Source organism: Variovorax sp. 38R (genome assembly GCF_014843395.1).
Lineage (GTDB): Bacteria > Pseudomonadota > Gammaproteobacteria > Burkholderiales > Burkholderiaceae_C > Variovorax > Variovorax paradoxus_H.
This window is the reverse complement of record NZ_CP062121.1, coordinates 2,157,433-2,182,875: the sequence shown is the minus strand read 5'-3', so window position 1 is coordinate 2,182,875 and position 25,443 is coordinate 2,157,433. Positions and strand designations below refer to the sequence as shown.

Annotated in this window: 22 protein-coding genes; 13 read left to right on the top strand and 9 right to left on the bottom strand. The window is 67.7% G+C overall.

Annotated features, from left to right (window positions below; genetic code table 11):
• Window positions 1–24 precede the first annotated feature (24 nt).
• The 4 genes from IG196_RS09760 (at window position 25) to IG196_RS09745 (ending at window position 5,624) form a co-directional block, all read left to right on the top strand.
• Window positions 25–1,146, top strand: coding sequence for a 5-methyltetrahydropteroyltriglutamate--homocysteine S-methyltransferase (locus IG196_RS09760; protein WP_192195988.1), 1,122 nt, complete (start codon window positions 25–27; stop codon window positions 1,144–1,146).
• Between the two features lie 27 nt (window positions 1,147–1,173).
• Window positions 1,174–1,842 (top strand): glutathione S-transferase family protein, encoded by a 669-nt coding sequence (locus IG196_RS09755; protein ID WP_192195987.1) that lies wholly within the window; start codon window positions 1,174–1,176, stop codon window positions 1,840–1,842.
• Between the two features lie 26 nt (window positions 1,843–1,868).
• Window positions 1,869–3,248: a phospholipase D-like domain-containing protein gene (locus tag IG196_RS09750; protein ID WP_192195986.1), complete on the top strand. Its 1,380-nt coding sequence runs from the start codon at window positions 1,869–1,871 to the stop codon at window positions 3,246–3,248.
• Window positions 3,249–3,860: 612 nt separating this feature from the next.
• Entirely contained in the window at window positions 3,861–5,624 is a 1,764-nt protein-coding gene (locus tag IG196_RS09745; protein WP_192195985.1) for an Ig-like domain-containing protein, read from the top strand.
• Window positions 5,625–5,637: 13 nt separating this feature from the next.
• Here IG196_RS09745 and IG196_RS09740 read toward each other — a convergent pair whose 3' ends face one another.
• The gene (locus IG196_RS09740) at window positions 5,638–6,696 is read right to left on the bottom strand and encodes an ROK family protein (RefSeq protein ID WP_192195984.1); all 1,059 of its coding nucleotides are present in this window, start codon (window positions 6,694–6,696) and stop codon (window positions 5,638–5,640) included.
• 110 nt (window positions 6,697–6,806) lie between these two features.
• Here IG196_RS09740 and IG196_RS09735 point away from each other — a divergent pair, with 110 nt between their 5' ends.
• Window positions 6,807–8,345, top strand: a complete 1,539-nt coding sequence (locus IG196_RS09735) for a glycine betaine ABC transporter substrate-binding protein (RefSeq protein WP_192195983.1) — start codon at window positions 6,807–6,809, stop codon at window positions 8,343–8,345.
• Window positions 8,346–8,660: 315 nt separating this feature from the next.
• On the opposite strand, the gene IG196_RS09730 is transcribed toward IG196_RS09735, so the two are convergent.
• From IG196_RS09730 to IG196_RS09695, 8 genes are all read right to left on the bottom strand, one after another.
• Window positions 8,661–10,097 carry an aldehyde dehydrogenase family protein gene (locus tag IG196_RS09730; protein WP_192195982.1) on the bottom strand — a complete coding sequence of 479 codons (1,437 nt, stop codon included), beginning with the start codon at window positions 10,095–10,097 and terminating at the stop codon, window positions 8,661–8,663.
• Between the two features lie 53 nt (window positions 10,098–10,150).
• Complete coding sequence (locus IG196_RS09725) at window positions 10,151–11,248, bottom strand: SMP-30/gluconolactonase/LRE family protein (RefSeq protein WP_192195981.1); 1,098 nt, start codon at window positions 11,246–11,248, stop codon at window positions 10,151–10,153.
• A gap of 49 nt (window positions 11,249–11,297) precedes the next feature.
• Window positions 11,298–12,659, bottom strand: coding sequence for a glucarate dehydratase (gene gudD, locus IG196_RS09720; protein ID WP_192195980.1), 1,362 nt, complete (start codon window positions 12,657–12,659; stop codon window positions 11,298–11,300).
• A 16-nt stretch (window positions 12,660–12,675) separates the two neighbouring features.
• The gene (locus tag IG196_RS09715) at window positions 12,676–13,662 is read right to left on the bottom strand and encodes a Bug family tripartite tricarboxylate transporter substrate binding protein (RefSeq protein WP_192195979.1); all 987 of its coding nucleotides are present in this window, start codon (window positions 13,660–13,662) and stop codon (window positions 12,676–12,678) included.
• A 14-nt stretch (window positions 13,663–13,676) separates the two neighbouring features.
• Window positions 13,677–14,138 (bottom strand): nuclear transport factor 2 family protein, encoded by a 462-nt coding sequence (locus IG196_RS09710; protein ID WP_192195978.1) that lies wholly within the window; start codon window positions 14,136–14,138, stop codon window positions 13,677–13,679.
• 55 nt (window positions 14,139–14,193) lie between these two features.
• Window positions 14,194–15,105 carry a 5-dehydro-4-deoxyglucarate dehydratase gene (gene kdgD / locus IG196_RS09705; protein WP_192195977.1) on the bottom strand — a complete coding sequence of 304 codons (912 nt, stop codon included), beginning with the start codon at window positions 15,103–15,105 and terminating at the stop codon, window positions 14,194–14,196.
• Window positions 15,106–15,255: 150 nt separating this feature from the next.
• Complete coding sequence (locus IG196_RS09700) at window positions 15,256–16,245, bottom strand: Bug family tripartite tricarboxylate transporter substrate binding protein (RefSeq protein ID WP_192195976.1); 990 nt, start codon at window positions 16,243–16,245, stop codon at window positions 15,256–15,258.
• Window positions 16,246–16,370: 125 nt separating this feature from the next.
• Entirely contained in the window at window positions 16,371–17,231 is an 861-nt protein-coding gene (locus IG196_RS09695; RefSeq protein ID WP_225616995.1) for a FadR/GntR family transcriptional regulator, read from the bottom strand.
• A 109-nt stretch (window positions 17,232–17,340) separates the two neighbouring features.
• Between IG196_RS09695 and IG196_RS09690 the strand changes: the two genes are divergently transcribed.
• From IG196_RS09690 to IG196_RS09655, 8 genes are all read left to right on the top strand, one after another.
• A complete protein-coding gene (locus tag IG196_RS09690; protein WP_192195975.1) occupies window positions 17,341–18,165 on the top strand; it encodes an NAD-dependent epimerase/dehydratase family protein in 825 nt (274 codons plus the stop codon).
• A 14-nt stretch (window positions 18,166–18,179) separates the two neighbouring features.
• Entirely contained in the window at window positions 18,180–19,067 is an 888-nt protein-coding gene (locus IG196_RS09685) for an SMP-30/gluconolactonase/LRE family protein (protein ID WP_192195974.1), read from the top strand.
• 44 nt (window positions 19,068–19,111) lie between these two features.
• Window positions 19,112–20,089: a TRAP transporter substrate-binding protein gene (locus IG196_RS09680; protein WP_101492117.1), complete on the top strand. Its 978-nt coding sequence runs from the start codon at window positions 19,112–19,114 to the stop codon at window positions 20,087–20,089.
• A 136-nt stretch (window positions 20,090–20,225) separates the two neighbouring features.
• A complete protein-coding gene (locus IG196_RS09675; RefSeq protein ID WP_192195973.1) occupies window positions 20,226–20,714 on the top strand; it encodes a TRAP transporter small permease in 489 nt (162 codons plus the stop codon).
• An 8-nt stretch (window positions 20,715–20,722) separates the two neighbouring features.
• Window positions 20,723–22,018 carry a TRAP transporter large permease gene (locus tag IG196_RS09670; RefSeq protein ID WP_192195972.1) on the top strand — a complete coding sequence of 432 codons (1,296 nt, stop codon included), beginning with the start codon at window positions 20,723–20,725 and terminating at the stop codon, window positions 22,016–22,018.
• A 22-nt stretch (window positions 22,019–22,040) separates the two neighbouring features.
• Window positions 22,041–23,612: a galactarate dehydratase gene (gene garD, locus IG196_RS09665; protein WP_192195971.1), complete on the top strand. Its 1,572-nt coding sequence runs from the start codon at window positions 22,041–22,043 to the stop codon at window positions 23,610–23,612.
• Between the two features lie 26 nt (window positions 23,613–23,638).
• Window positions 23,639–24,400 (top strand): SDR family NAD(P)-dependent oxidoreductase, encoded by a 762-nt coding sequence (locus tag IG196_RS09660; RefSeq protein ID WP_192195970.1) that lies wholly within the window; start codon window positions 23,639–23,641, stop codon window positions 24,398–24,400.
• 55 nt (window positions 24,401–24,455) lie between these two features.
• A complete protein-coding gene (locus tag IG196_RS09655; protein ID WP_192195969.1) occupies window positions 24,456–25,436 on the top strand; it encodes a tripartite tricarboxylate transporter substrate binding protein in 981 nt (326 codons plus the stop codon).
• Window positions 25,437–25,443: the final 7 nt, after the last annotated feature.

Below are 25,443 nucleotides of genomic sequence, written 5' to 3'. Positions count from 1 at the left end.
CACAGTCACGACGGAGTTCATTCCATGTCCCAGCATGCCGCCCTGCCCGCCCGCTACGACCACGTGGGCAGCTTCCTGCGCCCCCAGTACCTGCTCGAAGCACGCGAGCAGAAAGCCAAGGGCCAGATCACGCCCGAGCAACTGCGCGAGGTCGAAGACAAGGCCATCACCGAGATCGTCCGCTTCCAGGAAGACATCGGGCTCAAAAGCATCACCGACGGCGAGTTCCGCCGCACCTACTTCCACATCGACTTTCTCGACCAGCTCGGCGGCGTGAAGACCGACATTCCGGTCACCATCCGCCGCCCCGACGGCACCGAGGAACTGGCGCCGCCCGCGATGCGCGTGCTCGACAAGGTGCGCCACGTGAAGGACATCCAGCTCGCCGACTTCCAGTACCTCAAGAGCCAGGTCTCGGCCGGCCGCACGCCGAAGGTGACGATCCCGTCGCCGACGATGCTGCACTTCCGCGGTGGCCGCGCCGGCATCAGCAAGGACGCGTATCCCGAGCTCGACCCCGTGTTCTATGACGACGTGGCCAAGGCCTACGGCGACGAGCTGCGCTCGCTGGCCGCGGCCGGCTGCACCTACGTGCAGATGGACGACACCAACCTCGCCTACCTGTGCGACGAGCACATGCGCGAAGCCGCCCGCAAGCGCGGTGACGACCCGAATGAGCTGCCGCACCGCTACGCCGCCTTCATCAACAAGGTGGTGGCGCAGAAGCCGCCGGGCATGCTGCTGGCCATGCACCTGTGCCGCGGCAACTTCAAGAGCACGCATGCCGCGGCCGGCAACTACGAGCCCGTGGCCGAGGCGCTCCTGAAGGAGATGGACCTCGACGCCTACTTCATGGAATACGACGACGCGCGTTCGGGCGACTTCAAGCCGTTGCGCTACCTGCCCAAGGGCAAGACGGTGGTGCTCGGCTTGGTGACCACCAAGTTCGGCGAGATGGAAGACAAGGACGAGCTCAAGCGCCGCATCGAAGAGGCCGCCAAGTACGCGCCGCTCGAACAGCTCGCGCTGTCGCCGCAGTGCGGCTTCTCGAGCACCGTGCATGGCAACAACATCGCCGTCGAAGCGCAGCGCAACAAGCTGCGCCTCGTGGTCGAAACCGCGCAGGAAGTCTGGGGCTCGACCTGACGCGCGCTTTCTGTTGAAGTCGGGGGCATGACGACGACGCAGATTTACTCCGGCCCCCTCAGCATGTTCGGCGCGAAGGTGCAGATCGCCGCGTACGAAAAAGGCATCAACTTCGAGCTCATCATGGTGCCGTTCACCACCGACGACGCCTACGAGCCCAAGCACCCCGAGGTGCTGCGCGTGAACCCGGTGAAGCAGCAGGTGCCGGTGCTGATCGACCACGAGGTCGCGTTGTTCGATTCGACGCAGATCTTCGAGTACCTCGAAGACCGTTACCCGCAGCCAGCGCTGTGGCCCGAAGGCATTGCCGACCGGGCCCGCGCGCGACAACTGGAGCAGACCTCGGACGAGGTGTTCTTCCCGAACGTCGTCAAGCTCTTCGGCTTGCAGCACGCCATGCAGAGCGCGCCGGCCGTCGCCGCATGCGCCGCCTGCGCGCGCTTCTACGAAGAGATGGAAGGCCTGCTCGCCACGCGCGAGTATCTGGCCGGGCCGTACGGCTTCGCCGACATCGCCTTCTACATGGCCCACGTGTTCGCCGACCGCAAGGGCGCCGGCATGACCGATGCCACGCCGCGCCTCGTGGCCTGGCGCGACCGCGTGGGCGCGCGGCCCGCCGTGCGCGCGGTGGTCGATCCGATGATGCGGTTCCTGGCGTCGCAAGGGCGCGGCGTGCCGGCCTTCCTTCAGCGCTGAGCGGGCACCGAGGCATCACCCGCCCCATGCCGGACACCACCTTCGACTGGCTGCCCTCCCCTTCGCAGCATTTCCTCGTCGTCACTTTTGCGCTGCTCGTCTACGTACTGACCACGCGCGCGCGCCGCGAGCAGCGCGCCCCCACCACCGCCATCGCATGGGTCATGGGGCTGGTGCTGATGCCGTATGTGATCCTTCCGATGTACCTGCTGTTCGGCCAGCGCAAGCTGCGCCCGGCCGGTGCGCCCCGGCCGCCGCGTTCGATGCCGCCGGGCCACTGGGCGGCCGACCTGATCGAGAGCTTCGGCCTGGCGCCGCCCGGGCGCTGCGCGATCCGCATGCACGCCGACGGCGAGGCCGCGCGCGAGGCGCTGTTCGAGGTGATCGACGGCGCGCGCGAACGCATCGACGTGTGCACCTTCATCATCGGCGACGACGCGCTGGGCCACGCGGTGATTGCGCGGCTCGCGCAGCGCGCACGCGAAGGCATCAAGGTGCGCGTGCTGCTCGACGGCTTCGGCGCGCTCTCGCTGCCGCGCCATCACTTCGATCGGCTGCGCGCGGCGGGCGGCGAGGTGGCGGTGTTCCGCCCCTTCTTCAGCCTGCGCCGCATCGGGCCGCGCAACCTGCGCAATCACCGCAAGCTCACCATCGCCGACGACCGCTGGCTGTGGTCGGGCGGGCGCAACCTTGCGGGCGAGTACTTCACCGGCAACGACAAACACCCCGAGGCCTGGCACGACCTGTCGTTCGATCTGCACGGCAGCGTGGCCGCCGCCGCCGCGCGCCAGTTCGACCACGACTGGAGCTCGGTGCGCGGGCGCAAGGCGCGCGCCATCACCGCCGACGACGTGCCCGCGGGCCCCGGCTGCGCGATGGCCCAGTTCCTGCCGAGCGGCCCCGATCAGACCGAAGACACGGCGCACGCGCTGCTCATCGATGCCTGCTTTCGCGCCGAGCACCGCCTGCTGGCCATCACGCCCTACTTCGTGCCCGGCGACGGCCTGCGCGACGCGCTGCGCCTCGCCGCGCGCCGCGGCGTGCAGGTGACCATCGCGATGCCCGCACAGTCGAACCACCGCCTCGCCGACTTCGTGCGCGCACGCGCCATGCGCGACCTCGCACGCGCGGGCGTGAGCTTTCGCATGCTGCCCTTCATGGCGCACGCCAAGGCCGTGGTGGTCGACGACGAACTGGCGATGTGCGGCTCGATCAACCTCGACCTGCGCAGCCTGCTGCTGAACCACGAAGCGGCCGTGGTGTTCTATGGCCGCGACGACATCGAATGGCTGGCCGAATGGATCGAGACCACCGCCTCGGCCGGCGAGCCCTACCGCGCGCGGCGCCCGGGGCTGCTGCGCGACGTGGCCGAAGGGCTGCTGCTGACGGTCGCGTTCCAGCTGTAGGTAGGCGGTGCATCACCAAGATGCATGAATGCAACACAATTGCAACCAATTGAACATTCACACTAGAATCGCCACCGGTTCCGGTGGATGACGATCTGTCGGAGCCCCCTGCATCGCGGGGCAGCCCGCCCGGGCTTGGTCTTCAAGGGCCGACCCTGGCGCCATCCGTTGGAAATCTTGCGCCCCGGCCCCGGGGAAAAACCGATGCGAGCTTTCTTCTCGCCGCACCTCCTGGGTGCTTGCACGCGCAATACCGCCGTCGTGACAAAGTGCCCAAATAACAGGCACCCACTACAGCGAGGCAAGCCCCCTTCCTACGGGGGTCAAAAATTAAGATAAAGGTTCACTGGTTATCGCAACTTCGCGTTGAGGAATGAGCGGCCTGCTCTTCCTCTCCTAGATTTGCAACCAGTCCCCCGCACTTCAGAAGCATCGGCGTCCGTCAGGGCGTATCGCCCTCGGCGACTTCGATGCGACGCAGGAGCGTGACCGGCAAAGGTGGTCGCGGCGGGGTTTGAGCGCTGGGCGCCGGGCGACACCTTCGCGCGGCCCGAAGCGATTCCCTTTGTTGTTGATCACTGCCGGATTCCCCTGAGCACGGGGAGAAAAACGATGCCCTCCATGGATTCGCTGCTGGCGCTCGCGCGCCGGCTGGGCGCAGCCTTGCCCGTCGCATTCGCCTTGCTGCTGCCGTTGTCCGCCGCCCCGACCTGGGCAGCCATGAACGAAGTCGGCCGCGCCACGCCGAGCGTGCACCGCCTGCGCTTCTTCATCGACCCGCAACTGGCGGCCGACATCGGCGCGCCCGAAGCCGGCCGCCGGCTCGCGCAGTACGTGGCCGACCTCAACACCGTGTTCCAGCGCGAGACCGTGCGCAGCTTCACCTTCGACCCCGCGAAAGACCTGCAGATCGTCGCGCCCGGCGCGGCGCCGCCCTGCGGCTTCAACGGCGTGGCCGGCGGCGAGATCGTGCTGTGCGTCGGCCCGTCCAAGCGCGGCTACAGCCACGGCGGCCTGACCACGAGCACCACCTTCCCGCCCACCGGCGTGACATGGAACCTGAACTGGACCGCCATCCACGACCCGCTGCGCCTGTCGCGCGCCATCACCTCCGCCGCGCCCGAGTCCACCGAGAAGGACTACCTCGGCCGCCAGCTCAAGACTTTGCTGCACGAGCTGGAGCATGTGTTCGGCGCCGGCTCCGGCGAGTACTACAACGCGATCGCCGTCGCCGACACCACCGAGACCGCGCCCGCCAGCGACCTCGCCCTCGTGAAGCACACCGACCGCTACTGGTGGACGCGCCAGCACTGGCGCCTCGATCCGCTGCTGGGCACCGTGTTCGAGCAGCGCTACGACCCGGCCGCCAACCGCGTCGCCACGCTCGGCCTGATCCGTTTCACCAAAGGCACCAAGGCGCAGATCAACACCGACTGGCGCGACTGGCCCAAGCTCGGCAGTTCGAAGTTCATGGCCGCGACCACCGCCACGCAGGTGCGCGTGACCGGGCGCGAGAGCGGCGCCGCACTGGCCGGCGCGCCCGTCTCGGTGTGGCGCGACCCGGGCGCCGGCAAGCCGCTGGAGCCCATCGCGCAAGGCACGACGAATGCCGACGGCCGCTTCGTGTTCGACTGGCGTTGCGGCTTCAGTTGCTTCGCCGTCGGCAAGACCACGCTGCTCGTGAAGGCCCAGGCCTCGGGCCGCGCACCGGGCGCCACCTGGTTCACCATCTTCGATGCCTTCGAGCAGAAGGCCGTGCAGGGGCAGGCAGCCTTCACCATCGAACTGCCGCTGGGCGTGCCCGACAGCCAGAAGCCGGCCGTGTCGCTGGCCGCGCCCGCGATGGCGACCGTGGGCCAGCCGGTGACGCTCGCGCCCGTGGCGGTCGACAACGTCGGCGTCTTCGGCGTGAAGGTGATCGGCACCGACAGCCTGCCGCTGTGCACCTTCACCGCGCCGCCCTACACCTGCCACTGGACGCCGACCGCACCGGGCGTGCAGATCATCCGCGTGATCGCCATCGATGCCGCGGGCAATGCCGAAGTCGCGTCGGCGCAGGTGATCGTGCGCGCGCCCGCCGACACCACGGCACCGACCGTCACGTTGAACGTGCCGCCCATGGCCTCGTCGGCCGCCGGCCTGCCGGTGCGGCTGTCGGCCAATGCGTCGGACGACGTCGGCGTGGCCGAGCTGGCCTTCATCGTCGACGGCAAGACCGTCTGTGCGCTGCGCGCCGCGCCCTACGCCTGCAGCTGGACACCCGCGCGCGCGGGCCTGGCGAACATCGAACTGCGCGCCACCGATGCAGCGGGCAATGTCGCCACCGCCTCGGCCATCGCGCGCGTCGGCGCTGAACTGCGGCCCGAGGATCTGTAAGAGGCAGAAGAACTCAGCGCCGGTTCGTGAAGCTGGCGTTGCCCAGCCCGGTGCCGATGGTCAGCACGCCCCAGTGCCGCACATCGCGCATGAAGGGCAGCTCGCTCAGGCCCTGCACCACCGCGTCGTTGTGCATGAGCACCAACGTCGCGCCCGAGCCGATGATCGGCAGGCGCTGCCACAGCGCGGCCGGCAGGTGGAAAGCGCGGCTCTCCCAGTCGCCCGGCAGGTTCTGCGCGCCGCGCGCGATCGAGCCGTCGGAGCGGATCAGCCCCGGGCAGCCGATGCCGATGAAGGGCGCGAGCCGGATCTTGCGGCGCTCGGCGTAGATCACCATGTCCTCGAGCATGTCGGCGATGCGCTCGACCATGTGGCTGCGGTTCGGGCCGTCGTCGGCGTGGCGCCACTTCTCGCGCCGGACCACTTTCGCGCGCGAGAAGTCGGGCGCCTTGCGGTGGCGCGTCTTCACGATGCCGCAGCGCACGTTGGTGCCGCCGATGTCCACCGCAAGAATCGCGTCGTGCCCCTTCAACAGCGCCCGCGGCGTCAGGTGCGCCCAGCCGATCAGCCCGCCGTCGTCGACGTTGTGCGACAGCCGCCCCAATTGCACGTGCACGCCCAGGTCTTCGAGCATCGCGCCCGCCTCCAGGATCGCGCGCTCGCCCACGTCGCTCTCAGGGAAACCGCCCCCGACCACGATGCGCTGCACCTTGCGCCACGAAGGCTGGCGCACAAAGCGCTGGATCACGAAGGCCAGCTCTTCGGCGAACTCCTCGATGGCGCCATGCATCACATCGGCGGCGGCCGTCGCGGTCTTTTCCTGCAATACGCGGTCGAGGTCCTTCTTGCTGAGGTCGCGCGAGTGGGTCTTGCCCAGCGGGTCGCGGCCCGCCTTGCGGCGGCGCTTGCGCCAGCGCTCGAGCAGTTCGCGAAACGCCGTCTGGCTGGCCTGGTCGCCGACGAAGCCGTCCTTGTCGCGCAGCTGCAGGCTGTAGCCGTCCACGCGCAGGCCGGGCAGCTCGCGCAGGCCATGGATGTCGGGACCGGGGAGCGCGTGCTTGGTTTTTTTCATGACGGCCACTATGGGCCGCTGCGCAGCCCGGGCGCATCGGCCCCGCGCACCACGGCGTGTAGGAGACGGACGGGTACGGCCGGCGCGGCGATGCCGATACACTGACTCGGATGCACCTGCTTCGCAGCTTCTGGCGCGCCGCTCTGTGGCTTCCCGCGATGCTCTGGTTGGCCGCCGCACCTTCGGCGCAGGCCGCCGACGAGACCTTGCGTGTCGGCTCCAAGCGCTTCACCGAGTCGTACATCCTGGCCGAGGTGCTGGCGCAGACCGCCGCGCCGCACACCGAATCGCCGCCCGTTCTCAAGCAGGGACTGGGCAACACGGCCATCGTCTACGAGGCGCTGCGTTCGGGCGCCATCGACATCTACGCCGAATACACCGGCACCATCGCACTCGAAATTCTCAAGGGCTCGCCCGCCGACACGCGCGAGGCGATGAACGCCGCGCTCGCGCCGCTCGGCCTCGGCGTGGCGATTCCACTGGGCTTCAATGACGGCTACGCACTGGCCGTGCGCGCCGCCGATGCCGACAAGCTCGGGCTGCGCACGCTGAGCGACCTGGCGAAGCACCCCGAGTTGCGCATCGGTCTGTCGAACGAATTCATCGGCCGCGCCGACGGATGGAAAGGCTTGGCGACAAGCTACGGCTTCACGCAGACACCGACCGGGCTCGACCACGGCCTGGCCTACGACGCGCTGACCGCCAAGCAGATCGACGCCATCGACATCTACACCACCGACGCCAAGATCGACCACCTCGGCCTGCGCGTGCTGGAAGACGACAAGAAGTACTTTCCGCGCTACGACGCCGTGGTGCTCTATCGGCTCGATCTGCCGACGCGGCTGCCGAGAGCCTGGGCCGCCTTGCAAACGCTCGAAGGCAAGATCGATGAGCACGCCATGATCGCGATGAACGCACGCGCCGAATTGCAAGGCGTGCGCTTCGACACCATCGCGCGCGACTTTCTCGCCGGCGCCACCAAAGACGGCAAGACGCCGCCGAGCGCCGCGCGCGGCTTCACGGCCAAGCTCTTCGGCCCCGACCTCTTGCCGCTCGCGCGCCAGCATCTGCTGCTGGTGGCGGTGTCGGTCGGCGTCGCCATCCTCATCGGCGTGCCGCTCGCGATCCTCGTTTTTCCGCACCTGCGGTTGCGCGCCGTGGTGCTGGGCTTTGCGAGCGTGATGCAGACCGTGCCTTCGCTCGCGCTGCTCGCTGTGCTGATCTCGCTGCTCGGTGCCATCGGCGCCCTGCCCGCGCTCATCGCACTCACGCTGTACTCGCTGCTGCCGATCATGCGCAACACCGTGACCGGCTTGACCGAAGTGCCCCACGGCCTGCGACTGGCCGGCACCGCGCTGGGCATGACACCGCCGCAAAGCCTTCAGCTGGTGCTGCTGCCTCTTGCGCTGCCCACGTTGTTGGCAGGCGTGCGAACAGCCACTGCGATCGCCATCGGCACGGCCACCATCGCGGCCTTCATCGGCGCGGGCGGTTTCGGTGAGCGCATCGTGACGGGGCTGGCGCTCAACGACCGCGAGCTGTTGATGGCCGGCGCGCTGCCGGCTGCGGCCATGGCGCTGCTCAGTGAAGGCATCTTCGAATTGATCGAATTTCTGATGCGTCGCAGTCGCAGGGCGCCATTGGCTTGAGTGGTTCAGGGCGACGCTCCCGCCGACGCGGTACCTTGCTCCGCGAATGTCCCCCGCCCTTCGGGCTCCTCCTTGGTTTCGCTGCGCAAGGCACCCCATCGACGTGAGCGTGTTCAGAGCCGTCGTTGATCGGCCCGCACCACCACAGCGCTCAGCGGGCGCAGGACACTGGGTGCTTCCCGCAGCGAAATCAAGGAGGAGCGAAGCGGGGGACATTCGCGGAGGGAAGTACCCGGTGGCCTGTGCCCGCGCCCTGAACACCGCAGACGCAAAAAAGCCCCCGAGCGGGGGCTTCCATCCATTCGAGGAAAGACGTCAGGCCAACGTGTAAGCCGTCTTCACCGTCGTGAAGAACTCCTGCGCGTACTTGCCCTGCTCACGCGGCCCGTAGCTCGAACCCTTGCGGCCACCGAACGGCACGTGATAGTCCACGCCCGCCGTCGGCAGGTTCACCATCACCATGCCCGCCTGGCTGTGGCGCTTGAAGTGCGTCGCGTACTTCAGCGAGGTGGTCGCGATGCCGGCCGACAGACCGAACTCGGTGTCGTTGGCCGTGGCCAGCGCTTCTTCGTAGTTCTTCACGCGGATCACGCTCGCCACCGGGCCGAACACTTCCTCACGGTTGATGCGCATGTGGGCTGCGGACTCGCTGAACAGCGCAGGCGACATGTAATAGCCGTCGGTCTCCAGCTTCAGCAGCTCACCGCCGGCCGCCAGCGTGGCGCCCTCGCCCTTGCCGATGGCGACGTATTCCATGTCCTGATCGAGCTGCGACTTCGACGAGACCGGGCCCACGTCGGTGCCTTGCGCGAGCGCGTCGCCGACCTTGATCTTCGCCATGCGCGTCTTCATCGCCTCGATGAACTTCGGGTAGATGCCTTCGGTCACGATGAGTCGACTCGACGCCGTGCAGCGCTGGCCGGTCGAGTAGAACGCGCTCTGCACGCTGAGCTCCACGGCCTGTGCGAGGTCGGCGTCGTCGAGCACCACCTGCGGGTTCTTGCCGCCCATTTCGAGCTGCACCTTCTTGTGGTTGGTGACGCATTGCACCGCGATGTTGCGGCCCACACCCACCGAGCCCGTGAAGCTGATCGCATGGATGCCGGGGTGATTGACCAGCGCATCGCCGATCACGCTGCCGCGGCCCATCACGAGGTTGAACACGCCGGCCGGAATGCCCGAGCGGCTGATGATCTCGGCCAGCGCCCAGGCGCAGCCCGGCACGAGGTCGGCGGGCTTGAGCACCACGCAGTTGCCGAAGGCCAGCGCGGGCGCGATCTTCCAGGCAGGAATGGCAATGGGGAAGTTCCACGGTGTGATGAGCCCCACCACGCCGACCGGCTCGCGCGTGATCTCGACGCCGATGTTCGGCCGCACCGAGGGCAGCAGCTCGCCCGACAGGCGCAGGCACTCGCCCGCGAAGAACTTGAAGATCTGGCCCGCGCGCGTGGCCTCGCCGATGCCCTCGGCCTTGGTCTTGCCTTCTTCGCGCGCGAGCAACGTGCCGAGCTCCTCCTTGCGCGCGAGGATCTCGGTGCCGATCTTGTCGAGCGCATCGGAGCGCGCCTGGATGCTGCCCGTCGCCCATGCGGGGAAGGCGGCGGTGGCAGCAGCCACGGCCGCGTCGACGTGGCCCTTGTCACCCTGCGTGTACTGGCCCAGCACGTCGGCCAGGTTGCTGGGGTTGATGTTGGGGCTGTAGCTCTGGCCGGCCAGCCATTCGCCATTGATGAGATTGTTGAATTCAGTCATCGTCGATGTCCTTGTGTGCGTGTTGCGGTGAGGAGGTTGGAAAAGTCTAAAGGCTAGGTGGCGCCTTCGGACTCCACGTAGAGGGCGTACAGCGAATGGCTGGCCGCCATGTAGAGGCGGTTGTTCTTGGGGCCGCCGAACGTCAGGTTGGCACAGCGTTCGGGCAGGCGGATGAAACCGATGGGCTTGCCTTGCGAATTGAAGATCTTGACGCCATCGAGGTCTTCGGACTTCGCCTGCGGCTGATAGACCTTCATGCCGTTGCCGGCATCGACGGGTTCGGGGGCGACCGCGCCGTTCCAGCCCCAGCCCATCCAGAGGTTGCCGTCGCGGTCGACGCGAAAGCCGTCGAGCGCCGCGGCACCCGTGCCGTCGATGAGCTTCACCTTGTTCGACACGCTGCCGTCGGCCGCCACGTCGTAGCTCCACAGGCTGCGGTTGGGCGTGCCCTTCCACTCGACGACGTAGAGCTTTTTCTCGTCCGACGAGAAGGCCAGGCCGTTCGGGTTCACGAGGTCGGTGATCACCGCCGACAGCTGGCCGTCGGGCGTGAGGCGGTACACGTTGGTCGTCGCCTGCTCGGGCGCGGCCTTCTCGCCTTCCCACGTACCCGAGATGCCGAAGAGCGGATCGGTGAACCACACGGTGTCGTCCGACTTCACCACCACGTCGTTCGGCGCATTCAGCCGCTTGCCCTGGTAGCGGTCGGCCAGCACGGTCATGCGCCCGTCAAGCTCGGTGCGCACCACGCGCCGCGTCACCGAGTGCTCGCAGCTGATGAGGCGGCCCTGCCGGTCGCGCGTGTTGCCGTTGCAGTAGCCGGCGTTCGCCTTGTGGACCTTGAACTCGCCGGTCTTTTCCTCGTAGCGCATGAGCCGGTTGTTCGGGATGTCGCTGCACACGAGGTAGCCCTCGCGCGGCAGGTACACCGGGCCCTCGGCCCAGCGCATGCCCGTGCCGACCTGCTCGAGCGTGCTGCTGTAAATGCGGTACTTCGCAAAGCTGGGGTCGAGGATCAGCACCGACGGGTCGGGGTAGCGCTGCTGCGGCTTGTAGGGAAACGACTGGGCGCCCGCGGCGGCGGCCACGGCGCCGAGTGCCGAGCCGGCAGCCGCTTGCAGCAGGCGACGGCGATCCATGTGCTTGTTCATTCGGTCTCCTTGGATGTTTCAGCCGTCAGCGCACGAAGGCGCCGGGCGCTCAGCGGACCATGCAGGGGCGCTTGTTGTCGAAGGTCCAGTTCGGAATGAGGAACTGCATCGCCTGCGCGTCGTTGCGCGCACCCAGGCCATGTTTCAGGTACAGCTGGTGCGCCTTCTCGACCTCGGCCATGTCGAGCTCGATGCCCAGGCCGCCGCGCGTGGGCACCTGCACGAGACCGCCTTCGATCTGCAGCGGCGCCTTCGTCAAGCGCTGGCCGTCCTGCCAGATCCAGTGCGTGTCGATGGCCGTGACCTTGCCGGGTGCGGCGGCGGCCACGTGCGTGAACATCGCGAGCGACACGTCGAAGTGGTTGTTCGAATGCGAGCCCCAGGTCAGGCCCCAGGCCTGGCACAGCTGCGCCACGCGCACCGAGCCCTGCATGGTCCAGAAGTGCGGGTCGGCCAGCGGAATGTCGACCGACTGCAGCGAGAGGCTGTGCACCATCTCGCGCCAGTCGGTGGCGACCATGTTGGTGGCGGTGGGCAGGCCGGTGGCACGGCGGAACTCGGCCATCACCTCGCGGCCCGAGAACACGCCTTCGGCGCCGCAGGGGTCTTCGGCATAGGCCATCACGCCGTGCAGGTCGCGGCACAGGCGGATGGCGTCGGCCAGCAGCCAGCCGCCGTTCGGGTCGAGCGTGACGCGCGCCTGCGGAAAGCGCTCGTGCAGCGCACGGATCGCTTCGACCTCTTCCTCGCCGCGCAGCACGCCGCCCTTGAGCTTGAAGTCGGTGAAGCCGTAGCGCGCGTGCGTGGCCTCGGCCAGCCGCACGATGGCCTCGGGCGTCATGGCTTCTTCGTGGCGCAGGCGGAACCAGTCGTTGTCGGCGTTCGGGTCGGTCTCGTACGCCAGGTCGGTCTTCGTGCGATCGCCCACGTAGAAAAGGTAGCCCAGCATCTGCACCGCATCGCGCTGCTGGCCTTCGCCGAGCAGCGCGGCCACGGGCACGCCCAGGTGCTGGCCCAGCAGGTCGAGCAGTGCGGCTTCGGCGGCGGTGACGGCGTGGATGGTCACGCGCAGGTCGAAGGTCTGCAGGCCGCGCCCGCCGCTGTCGCGCGCGGCAAACGCGCTGCGCATGCGGTTGAGCACGGCGTTGTGGTTGCCGATGGGCTGACCCACGATGAGGTCGCGCGCGTCTTCGAGCGTCTGGCGAATCTTCTCGCCGCCCGGCACCTCGCCCACGCCGGTGTGGCCGGCGCTGTCGGTGAGGATCAGCAGGTTGCGCGTGAAGAACGGGCCGTGCGCGCCGCTGAGGTTCATCAGCATGCTGTCGTGGCCCGCAACGGGCACGACGCGCATGGCGGTGACGACGGGCGCGCCCGACACGGCGGGGGAAGCAGCGGATTCAGGAGAGGTCATCTTCGGGCTCGGTGGCTCAGTCGGCGGTGATGTGGCGGGTGTCGATAAGCGTCTTCCATCGCGCCCATTCGCGCAACTGGAAAGCAGTGAAGTCTTCTGGGGTGCTCGCGACGATTTCCAGGCCCTGGTCGAGCATGCGTTTCTTGGTCTCGGGGTCTTGCATGGCGGCGATGACCGCGTCGCTCAGCTTCTTCTTCGTGGCGGGCGGCAGGCCCTTCGGTGCGGCCATGCCTTGCCACGAATAGACCTCGGCGCCCTTCACGCCGGCTTCGGCGAGCGTGGGCACGTCGGGCAGCACGGGCGATCGCTTGTCGCCGGTGACGGCAATCGCGCGCAGCTTGCCGGCACGGATGTGCGGCAGCACGGCGTTCACGTTCTGGAACGAAAAGTCGACCTGGTTGCCCAGCAGGTCGTTCACGGCCGGCGCGCCGCCCTTGTAGGGCACGTGCACGCCTTCGGTCTTCGATTGCTGCCAGAAGAGTTCGGCCGACAGGTGATCGGACGAGCCGTTGCCCGAGCTCGCGAACGAGACCTTGCCGGGCGTCTTGCGCAACAGCGCGAGCACATCGGCCACGGTGTGTTCGGGCCGCGCGACATTCGCCACGAGCACGTTGGGCGCCTGCACGGGCACGCTGATGTAGTCGAAGTCTTTGGTGGCGTCGTAGGGCACGCTCTTTTGCAAATGCGGCGTGACGACGAAGGCGCCGAGCGACGACACCAGCAGCGTGTAGCCGTCGGGCAGTGCGCGCCGCACGAAGCCGGTGCCGATGGTGCCGGTGGCGCCGGGTCGGTTGTCGACCACGAAGCTGCCGCCGAGCTTGCCCTGCAGCTGCTGCGCCAATGCGCGCGCCACCATGTCGGTGGAGCCGCCGGCGGGGAACGGCACGATGATCGTCACGGGCTTCTGCTGCGGCCATGTATCGGCCTGCGCCGAGGCATGCTGCGGCAGCAGCGCTGTGGCAGCGAGCGCGAGGCCCGCAGCCAGGAATTCTTTTCTCTTCATCGATCGCGCCTCCGTCAGGTCGTGAGGCGAACGGCCTGGCGTGCGAGCAGCTTCCACTCGCCGCCCTGCTTCTGCCAGATGCCGAGGATCTTCAGCGCGACCTTGCCGGGCTTGCCCGAGTCGTTGGTGTCGGCGGTGAGCGTGTGGCGCACGATGGCGGTGTTTCCGTCGACCACCTTGATGGTCTGGTCGGTGATCGCGATGGTCACGAAGTCGGACTTGCGGTCGAGCAGGTCGGCGATGAAGCTGGCCTGCGTGTCGACCTTGCCGCCCGAATGACCGTAGCTCAGGTCGTCGGCCACCAGCGCGCGCAAGGCAGCGGGTGTCGGGTCGACCATGGCGACGCGCAGCCGCTCGGCGGCCGCGGCCACTGCCGGCTCGGCCGATGCGCTGTTGCTGCTGCTGCCACCGCTGGCGGCACAACCCGCGAACACGGCGGTCGCTGCGGCGGCGAGCAGGAATTTTCTGATGAGCATGTCGTTGTCTCCTGTTTGTTTTGTGGTGCGGTCGACTACTGCGATCAGTGCCTGCTTACTGCGGGCCGAGCGTGTCGATGAGCGCCTTCAGCGCGTCCATCTCGTCGGGCTTCAGGTCGGTGAGCGGTGCGCGCACGGGGCCGGCGTCGTGGCCGACGAGCTTGGCGCCCGCCTTGACGATGCTCACGGCGTAGCCGGGCACGCGGTTGCGCAGCTCCAGGTAGGGCATGAAGAAGTTCTTCAGCAGGTGGTGCTGCGTGGCCATGTCGTCGTTGGCGACCGCGTGATAGAAGTCCATCGCCGTCTTCGGAATGAAGTTGAAGACCGCCGACGAGTACACGGGCGTGCCCATCGCCTTGTAGGCCGCGGCATACACCTCGGCGGTCGGCAGGCCGCCCAGGTAGGCGAAGCGGTCGCCCATCTTCTGGAAGATGGCGACCATCGCTTCGATGTCGCCCACGCCGTCCTTGAAGCCGACGAGGTTCGGGTTGCGCTCGGCCAGGCGGGCCAGCGTGTCGGGCTTGAGGCGGCTCGAGGCGCGGTTGTAGACGATCACGCCGAACTTCACGCTCTTGCACACGGCCTCGACGTGCGCGGCCAAGCCTTCCTGGCCGGCTTCGGTGAGGTAGTGCGGCAGCAGCAGGATGCCGTGCGCGCCGGCCTTCTCTGCCGCTTGCGCGCATTGGATGGCGAAGCGCGTCGGGCCGCCGGCGCCGGCAATGATCGGCACCACGCCGCGGCAGGTGTCGACCGCGGTCTGGATGATCTCGGGGTACTCCTCACCCGTCAGCGAGAAGAACTCGCCCGTGCCGCCCGCGGCGAACAGCGCGCTCGCACCGTAGGGCGCCAGCCATTCGAGGCGCTCGACGTAGCCCTTCTTGTGGAAGTCGCCGTTGCTGTCGAAGTCGGTCAGCGGGAACGAGAGCAGGCCGGAGCCCATGATGGTCTTGAGTTCTTGCGGGTTCATCGGAGATTCCAATAAAAAAGTAAAAGGAAAAGATTCAGGGAGCGGGGAGGCGGCCGCCGCCGGGCCGCCCCAAGGCGAGCCGCGCCTCCCCCTCGGGGGGTGGCGAATGACACGGAGCGAAGCGAGTGCAAAGCCGGGGGGCCCACATGACTAGTCGAGCTTGAGATTGGCCTGCTGGATCACTTGCGCCCAGCGCGCGCGCTCCTTGGCGAAGAACTGGTCCTGCTCGGGCGCGGTCATGGTCACGACCTCGGCGCCCTGCCCCGCAAGGCGCGCCCGGATGTCGGGCGTGCGGATGATGCGGACCAGTTCCTTGTTGAGCCGGGCGATCACCGCGTCAGGGGTGCCGCGCGCCGCGACCACGCCCTGCCATGTGCCCGACTCGTAGCCGGGAACGCCCTGCTCCGCGATGGTCGGCACGTTGCCGATCAGCGGCATGCGCGTCGACTTGGAAACAGCGATGAGCTTGAGCTTGCCGCTTTGCACATGCGGGTAGGTGGCCAGCATGCCGTTCATGAGCACCTGCGTCTGGCCCGCGACGGTGTCGAGCACAGCCTGCACGCCGCCCTTGTAAGGCACGTACTCCCACTTGGCGCCGCTCTTGCGCTGCAGCTCGACGCCGGCCAGGTGCGCGGTGCTGCCGCTGGCGGTGACGGCGAAGTTGAGGTCGCTCTTCTTCGACAGCTCGACGAGTTCCTTCAGCGTGCTGGCCTGCACCGACGGATGCACCACCAGCAAGTGCGGCGAGTACGCCAGCATGGCCACGCTGCGCAGGTCTTTCGTCGGGTCGAAGGGCAGCTTGGGGTACAGCGACGGGCTGATGGCCAGCGCGCCGAGGTCGCACAGCATGAGCGTGTGGCCGTCGCCGGGCGCCTTGGCGAGCATGTCGGCGCCGAGGTTGCCGTTGGCGCCCGCGCGGTTCTCGATGACCACGGGCTGGCCCAGCGCTTCGGACAGCGGCTGGCCGATGGCGCGCGCAATGATGTCCGACGAGCCGCCCGGCGGGTACGGCACGATCAAACGGATGGGCTTGGAAGGCCAGGTGCCGCCCGCCCCTTGCGCGAAAGCGTGCAAGGGCAGGCTGGCAGCCAGTGTGGTGGCGAGGGCGGCGCCGAGCGCGCCGCGTCGGTTGACGGTCATGGGTGCTGTCTCCTGAAGTTCGATGCGGGGGCATGCGTGGCCGCGATGGCGTCGCATGTTATCAGTCATCGTACAACTAGAAAATCAGCTTGTCCAGACTTGAGCCCTGAAAACTCAGGGCGAACTCAACGCGAAGGGGTGTGGTCGGACGAAGCGGCGCCGTTGCCGGCCGCCTCCGTCTTGGCTTTTTGCTGTTGCGCGGCTTCCTGCGCCATGCGCAGCCGCTCGCGGCTGTTGGTCAGGTGGATGCGCATCGCAGCGCGTGCCGACTCGGGGTCGCGGCGCGCAATGGCCGCATAGATTTCTTCGTGCTCGCGGTTCACGCGGCTCAGGTAGCTGCCGTCCTGCACGCGGATCGCGCTGATGCGCGTGCGCGGGATGATCGTCGTGCCCAGGTGCCGCATGATGTCGGCGAAGTAGGGGTTGCCCGTCGACTGCGCAATCTCCAGGTGGAAGGCGAAGTCGGGCGCCACGGTGTCGCCGCCCACCGTGACGTTCTGCTCGAACGCGTCGAGCGCCTGGCGCATGGCGACCAGTTGCTCGTCAGTGCGCCGGCTTGCGGCCAGCCCGGCGGATTCGGTCTCCAGGCTGATGCGCAGCTCGAGCACGGCGAGCACGTCGACCGAGGTCGCGATCTCACCGGGATCGAGGCGGAACACCCCGCCCATGCCACCCGGGCGCGGCTGCAGCACGAAGGTGCCCACGCCGTGCAGCGTCTCGACCAGCCCGCCCGCCTGCAGCTTCGACAGCGCCTCGCGCACCACGGTGCGGCTCACGCCATAGGCCTGCATGATGGCCGACTCGGTCGGCAGCTTGTCGCCCGGCCGCAGCGACTGGCTGCGGATCTTCTCGCCCAGGTCTTCCACCAGCCCGTGCGCCAAGCCGCGCGCGCGCTGGCGCGGCCGCCCGACGAAGGCGGCGCTTCCCGCCGGGTTGTCGGCGGTCGTTTTCTGAACCTCGGGATTACCCGCAGTCGTTTGGGCCATGGCGACGATCATAATCCCCTCACAGTTGTACGACAACAGATAACTTATCACCTAAAAACGGTGACGAAGTTGTCCACTCCCTCCGCTTCCCATCACACATCTCGAAGACATGTCGACGCCTGAAGCCCCCTCCTCCCCACTCGGCCGCTTGCTGCTGACCGGCGCCGCCGGCGGCCTGGGCCGCGTGCTGCGCGAGCGGCTCGCACCGTTTGCGAACGTGATCCGCCTCTCTGACATCGCCGACATCGCGCCGGCCACGGGTGCGCATGAAGAAGTCGTGCCCTGCGACCTGTCCGACAAGGCCGCGGTCGATGCGCTGGTGGCCGGCTGCGACGCCATCGCCCACTTCGGCGGCGTGTCGGTCGAGCGCCCGTTTGAAGAAGTGCTCGAAGCCAACATCAAGGGCGTGTTCAACCTGTACGAGGCTGCGCGCCGCCACGGCGTGAAGCGCGTGGTGTTCGCCAGCTCGAACCACGTGATCGGCTTCTACAAGCAAGACGAACACATCGACGCGCACGCCGCGCGCCGGCCCGACGGCTACTACGGCCTGTCGAAGTCCTTCGGCGAAGACATGGCGCAGTTCTACTTCGACCGCTGGGCCATCGAAACGGTGAGCATCCGCATCGGCTCGTCGTTCCCCGAGCCGCTCAACCGCCGCATGATGAGCACCTGGCTCAGCTACCGCGACCTGACGACGCTGATCGAAAAGTCGCTCTTCACGCCCGACGTGAAGCACACGGTGGTCTACGGCATGTCGGCCAACCGCGACCTGTGGTGGGACAACGCCGCCGCCGCGCACCTGGGCTTCGTGCCGCAAGACAGCTCCGAGGTGTTCCGCGACAAGGTCGAGGCGCAGCCGAAGGTGGCGCCCACCGACCCGAACGCCATCTACCAGGGCGGCGCGTTCACCGCACAAGGCCCGTTCGGCGACTGAACGCGCGGCACCCGATGCAAGCCGAACTCGTTCTCGACGCGCGCAACGGCACGGGCGAAAGCCCCGTGTGGCTGGCCACGGAGCAGGCGCTCTACTGGGTCGACATTCCCGCGCGCACGCTCAACCGCTGGCACGCCGCCGAAGGCCATGCGACGTGGCAGGCCGATGAAATGATCGCCTGCATCGCTCCCCGTGCCGGCCAGCCCGGCGAGTGGATCGCCGGCATGGAAAGCGGCCTGTTCTCGCTGCGCCCGCGCGCCGACGGCACGCTCGCGGCCACGCCGCTCGCCCCGGTGGCGCACGCCGCGCCGGGCATGCGCTTCAACGACGGCCGCTGCGACCGGCAGGGCCGTTTCTGGGCCGGCACGATGTTGCTCGACATGGCCGCCGGCGCACGCGTCGGCCGCCTGTACCGCTACGGCGCCGGCGACGACAGCGCGACGCTGCAACTGGACGACCTGATCGTGCCCAACGGCCTGGCCTTCAGCCCCGACGGCCGCACGATGTACCTGTCGGACTCGCACCCGAGCGTGCAGGCCGTCTGGGCCTTCGACTACGACACCGACACCGGCACGCCCCACAACAGGCGCCTGTTCATTGACATGCAGCCCCTGCCCGGCCGCCCCGATGGCGCGGCCATGGACGTCGACGGCTGCTACTGGATCTGCGGCAACGACGCCGGCCTGGTGCACCGCTTCACGCCCGACGGCCGGCTCGACCGCTCGCTCGCCGTGCCGGTGAAGAAGCCCGCCATGTGCGCCTTCGGCGGCCCAAACCTCGACACGCTGTTCGTCACCTCGATCCGCCCCGGCGGCATCGACCTGTCGGACCAGCCGCTGGCCGGCGGCGTGTTTGCGCTGCGACCCGGCGTGGCCGGTGTGCCCGAGCCGGCGTTCGGCTGACCCCTTTCTTTCTGTTTACGACAACCACCAAGAGGACGAGACAAATGAAGCTCTACAAGACACTCATCGCACTTGCTGCCGGCGCTGCAGCCGCGTTGACCACACTGGCTGCAGGCGCCACCGAGTTCCGCTCGGCCGACATCCACCCCGACGACTACCCCACCGTAACCGCCGTGAAGTTCATGAGCGAACGGCTCAAGGCGCTGTCCGGGGGCAAGCACAGCATCAAGGTCTTCAACAACAGCGCGCTCGGCAACGAGAAAGACACGATCGAGCAGACCAAGATCGGCGCGCTGCAGATGGTGCGCGTGAACATCGCGCCCATGAACAACATCTGCCCCGAGACGCAGGTGCCGACCATGCCCTTCCTGTTCCGCTCGGTCGACCACCTGCACAAGGTGCTCGACGGTCCGGTCGGTGAAGAAATTTTGAAGTCGTGCGAGAAGCAGGGCTTCGTGGGCCTGGCCTACTACGACAGCGGCGCGCGCTCGATGTTCACGGCCAAGAAGGCCGTTCGCAACTTCGCCGACATGAAGGGCCTGAAGGTCCGCGTGCAGCAGTCCGACCTGTGGGTGTCGATGCTCGAAGCCATGGGCGCCAACGCCACGCCGATGCCCATGGGCGAGGTGTACACCGGCCTGAAGACCGGCCTCATCGACGCCGCAGAAAACAACTACCCCACCTACGAAAGCGCACGCGCCTTCGAGGTCGCCAAGTACTACAGCAAGACCGAGCACTCGATGGCCCCCGAGATGCTGCTGTTCTCCAAGCGCGTGTGGGACAAGCTCTCCACCGAAGAGCAAGGCTGGCTGCGCCAGGCCGCCAAGGAATCCGTGCCCTACATGCGCAAGCAGTGGCAGGAGCGTGAAGTGAAGTCGCTGGCCACGGTGAAGGCCGGCGGCGCCGAGATCATCGACGTCGACAAGGCCCCGTTCCAGGCCGCGATGAAGCCGGTGTACGACAAGTTCATCACGGACGCGAAGCTCAAGGATCTCGTGAAGCGCGTCCAGGACACGAAGTAAGCCCCTCGCCGTATTGGCTCCTTCCCCCGCCGGGGGAAGGCCGGGATGGGGGCACGACAGCGCTCATGCATGCGCCGCGTGCCCCCACCCCAACCCTCCCCCAGAGGGGGAGGGAGGAAGACACAGAAGAACCTTCATGTACACCAAACTTTGCCGCACGCTCGCCCGTGCCTGCATGTGGATGGGCATCCTCGGTCTCGTCGCGGTGATCTGCGCCGTGAGCTGGCAGGTGTTCGGCCGCTACGTGCTCAACAACACCCCCACCTGGGCCGAGAGCCTCGCGCTGCTGCTGGTGCTCTACGTGACCATGCTGGGCGTGGCCGTGGGCGTGCGCGACGCGGGCCACATCGGGCTTGAATCTTTCCTCGTGCTCGCGCCCGACTGGCTGCGCCTGAAGATGGAATACCTCATCCACGTGCTGATCCTGATCTTCGGCCTCGCCATGGCCTGGAACTGCGCCTCGCTCGCCGAATCGGTGTGGGACTACAGATTGCCCACGCTGTGGATTTCCGAAGGCTGGAAGTACGTGCCCGCCGCCGTGTCGGGCGTCCTCATCGTGATGTTCTCGATCGAACACATCATCGCGCTCGCTCAAGGCCGCGAAGTCGAACCCGCCTGGGGCTGAACCTCATCATGACGACCCCTCTTCTCATTCTTTGCCTCTCGTTCACGCTGTTCCTGCTGCTCGGCGTGCCGGTGGCGTTCTCGATCGGCCTCTCGGCCCTGGCTACGCTTCTGTACGAAGGCCTGCCGCTCGCGGTGGGCTTCCAGCAGATGACCTCCGGCATGGGCATCTTCTCGTTCCTCGCGATTCCGTTCTTCATCTTCGCCGGCGAACTCATGCTCTACGGCGGCATCGCGGACCGCATCGTCAACTTTGCGCGCAACCTCGTAGGCCACGTGCGCGGCGGCCTCGGCATGTCGAACGTGGTGGCCTGCACCTTGTTCGGTGGCGTCTCGGGCTCGCCCGTGGCGGACGTCTCGGCCATGGGCGCCGTGATGATCCCGATGATGAAGAAGGAGGGCTACCACGCCGACTACGCCGTCAACGTGACAACGCACGCGGCACTGGTCGGTGCGCTCATGCCGACGAGCCACAACCTCATCATTTACTCGCTCGCAGCGGGCGGCAAGGTGTCGATCGCGGCGCTGATTCTGGCGGCGCTGCTGCCGGCGGCCGTGCTCACCATCAGCAACCTCGCGGCGGCCTACCTCGTGGCCGTGAAGCGCGGCTATCCGGCCGGCAAGTTCCCGGGCTGGGAGATCGTGGCGCGTTCGTTCGCAGCCGCCCTGCCGGGCCTGTTCATCGTGGTGCTGATCCTCGGCGGCATCCTGTCGGGCATCTTCACGGCGACCGAATCGGCGGCGGTGGCGGTGCTCTATGCGCTGGCGCTCACGATCTTCGTGTACCGCACGCTGAAGTGGGAGCACTTCATCAAGGCTGCTGCGAAGGCGGTGCGCACCACGGGCGTGATCCTGCTGCTCATCGGCATCTCGAGCACCTTCGGCTACCTCATCAGCCTGTACGGCGTGGCCCAGCTCACGGGCGAGATGCTGTCGCAGGTGACGACCACGCCGTGGATGATCTTCCTGCTCATCAACATCATCCTGTTCGTGCTGGGCACCTTCCTGGACATGGCCGCGACGATCCTGCTGTGCACGCCGATCTTCCTGCCCATTGCCCAGCACTACGGCATGACATCGGTGCAGTTCGGCGTGGTGATGCTCATCAACTGCGCGCTCGGCCTGAACACGCCGCCCGTGGGCACCACCCAGTTCGTCGGCTGCGCCATCGGCGGGGTGTCGGTGGGCACGGTGATGCGAACGATCTGGCCCTTCTATGGCGCATTGATCTTTGCGCTCGGGGTGGTTACCTTTGTTCCCGCGTTTTCCACCTGGCTCCCGGGCCTGTTCATGGTGGTGAAGTAAAGACAGAAGAAAGGGCCTCACGATGGCCGATGCGAACACCCGACCGCCGCTTTACATCCGCATCCACGCGGCCGACAACGTCGCCATTGTTGCGAACGACGGCGGCCTCAAGGCGGGCACGGCCTTCGACGACGGCCTCGTGCTGGTCGACACCGTGCCCCAAGGGCACAAGGTGGCGCTGACCGACCTGGCCGAAGGCGCGGCCATCGTGCGCTACAACGTGGTGATCGGCTACGCGCTCAAGGCGCTGCCGCGCGGCAGCTGGGTGCACGAGCGCGTGATGCGCATGCCGGTCGCGCCCGAGCTCGACGGCCTGCCTATTGCCACGGTCAAGCCCCCTGCCCTGCCGCCGCTCGAGGGCTACACCTTCGAGGGCTACCGCAACGCCGACGGCTCGGTGGGCACGCGCAACATCCTGGCCATCACGCAGACCGTGCAGTGCGTGGCCGGCGTGACCGAGTTCGCCGTGGCACGCATCAAGGCCGAGCTGCTGCCGAAGTACCCGCACGTCGATGACGTGGTGGCGCTGGAGCACACGTACGGCTGCGGCGTCGCCATCGACGCGCCCGACGCCATCGTGCCGATCCGCACCTTGCGCAACATCAGCCTCAACCCGAATTTCGGCGGCGAGGTGATGGTCGTGAGCCTGGGCTGCGAGAAGCTGCAGCCCGAGCGGTTGCTGCCGCCCGGCACCATCCCGATCACCGACCAGCGCGGTGCGCCTGCCGAAGATCTCGACGTGGTCTGCCTGCAGGACGATGCGCACGTCGGCTTCATGTCGATGATCGATTCGGTGATGCGCCAGGCCGACGTGCACCTCGCGCGCCTGAACCAACGCCGACGCGAGACCGTGCCCGCCAGCGAACTCGTCGTGGGCGTGCAGTGCGGCGGCAGCGACGCCTTCTCGGGCGTCACCGCCAACCCGGCCGTGGGCTTTTGCACCGACCTGCTGGTGCGCGCGGGCGCCACCGTGATGTTCTCGGAAGTGACCGAAGTGCGCGACGGCATCGACCAGCTCACCTCGCGCGCGTCCACGCCCGAAGTGGCCGACGCGATGATCCGCGAGATGGCCTGGTACGACGCCTACCTGCACCAGGGCCGCGTCGACCGCAGCGCCAACACCACGCCCGGCAACAAGAAGGGCGGGCTGTCGAACATCGTCGAGAAGGCGATGGGCTCGATCGTGAAGTCGGGCTCGTCGCCGATCACCGGCGTGCTCGCGCCCGGCGAGAAGGTGAAGCAGAAGGGCCTCATCTACGCCGCCACGCCCGCCAGCGACTTCATCTGCGGCACGCTGCAACTGGCGGCCGGCATGAACCTGCACGTGTTCACCACCGGCCGCGGCACGCCCTACGGGCTGGCCGAGGTGCCGGTGATCAAGGTCGCCACGCGCAGCGACCTCGCGCGTCGCTGGCACGACCTGATGGACGTGAACGCGGGCCGCATCGCCGACGGCGAAGCCAGCATCGAAGACATCGGCTGGGAAATGTTCCGCCTGATGCTCGAGGTGGCCAGCGGCCGCAAGAAGACCTGGGCCGAGCACTGGAAGCTGCACAACGCGCTGGTGCTGTTCAACCCGGCCCCGGTCACCTGATCGACTCACCCACACGGAGCACAGCCATGGAAGACCTCAAGGACAAGACCGCCCTCGTCACAGGCGCCAGCACCGGCATCGGTGCGGCAGTGGCCATCGCGTTTGCCGCGCGCGGCATGCGCGTGGCGGTGCACTACAACAGTTCGGCCGAGGCGGCGACCCGTGTCGTCGACACCATCCGTGCCGCCGGCGGCACGGCCTTCGCGCTGCAGGCCGACGTGCGCGACACGGCCGCGGTCCGCGCCTGCGTGCAGGCAACGACGGCACAGTTCGGCCGCATCGACGTGCTCGTGAACAACGCCGGCAGCCTGGTCAAGCGCATGCCCATTGCCGAGTTCGACGATGCGCTGTTCGACGAGGTGATGCACATCAACGCGCGCTCGGTGCTGGCCTTCTGCCGCGAGACGGTGCCGCAGATGCGCAAGCAAGGCAGCGGCGCCATCATCAACGTGACCTCGGTGGCCGCGCGCACCGGCGGCGGCCCCGGCGCCTACCTGTACGCGGGCGCCAAGGGCTTCGTGAGCACCGCGACGCACGGCCTGGCCCGGGAACTCGTGGGCGACCGCATCCGCGTGAACGCGGTGGCGCCGGGCGTGATCCAGACGCCGTTCCAGGACCGCTTCTCGACGCCCGCAATGCTCGAGACCTTCAAGACCGGCATCCCGATGGGGCGCCTGGGCACGGCCGACGAATGCGTGGGCGCCTTCCTGTACCTCGCGTCCGAACAGCTCTCGGGCTACGTGACGGGCCAGGTGCTCGAGGTGAACGGCGGGCAGTACATGCCCTGACGCCTGCGCCCTCCCCTGCGCCACACAACAGATCAACAACGGAGACAGAGACACCATGCAAAGAAGCCAGTTCGTCCGCGGCATTGCCGCACTTTCGGCCACCGCCGCCCTCTCGTTCGGCCTGGCCGCGCCCGCCGCGGCGCAAGCCAACGACTTCCCGAACCGCACCATCGAGCTGCTCGTGCCCTACCAGCCCGGCGGCGGCACCGACGGCCTGGCGCGCGCGTTTTCCGAGGCGAGCCGCAAGCACATCTCGCAGAGCATCGTGATCGTCAACCGCCCCGGCGCGGGCGGCGCCATCGGTTGGACCGAGGTGATCAACGCCAAGCCCGACGGCTACAAGCTCGCGGTGCTCACCGTGGAGCTGCTCACGCTGCCGCACCTGGGCCTGGCCAAGTTCAACTACGACGACTTCCAGCCGATTGCGCAGCTCAATGCCGACCCGGCCGCGATCACCGTGAAGGCCGATGCGCCGTGGAACACGATCGAAGAGTTCCTGGCTGCCGCAAAGAAGTCGCCCGAGGGCATCCGCGTGGGCAACTCGGGCAACGGCTCGATCTGGCACCTGGCCGCCGCCGCCCTCGAAGACAAGACGGGCACCAAGTTCGGCCACATCCCCTACCAGGGCGCCGCGCCCGCCGTGCTGGCGCTGCTGGGCGGTCACATCGAGGCCGTGGCCGTGAGCCCCGCCGAAGTCACGACGCACGTGCAGGGCGGCAAGCTCAAGGTGCTGATGGTGATGGCCGACAAGCGCGTGAAGGGCTTCGAGAAGATCCCGACCGCCAAGGAGCGCGGCATCGACCTGTCGATCGGCACGTGGCGCGGCCTGGGCGCGCCAAAAAACACGCCGCCTGAAGTGATGGCCAAGCTGCGCGAGATCACCGCCAAGACCGCGGCCGAGCCGCTCATGCACGAGGTGATGGACCGCCAGAACCTGGGCTACGTCTACACCGACGGCGCCGTGTTCAAGGACACGCTGGCCAAGGACAACGCCTACTTCAAGGCGCTGATCACCAAGCTCAACATCAAGCCGTGAACGCCCC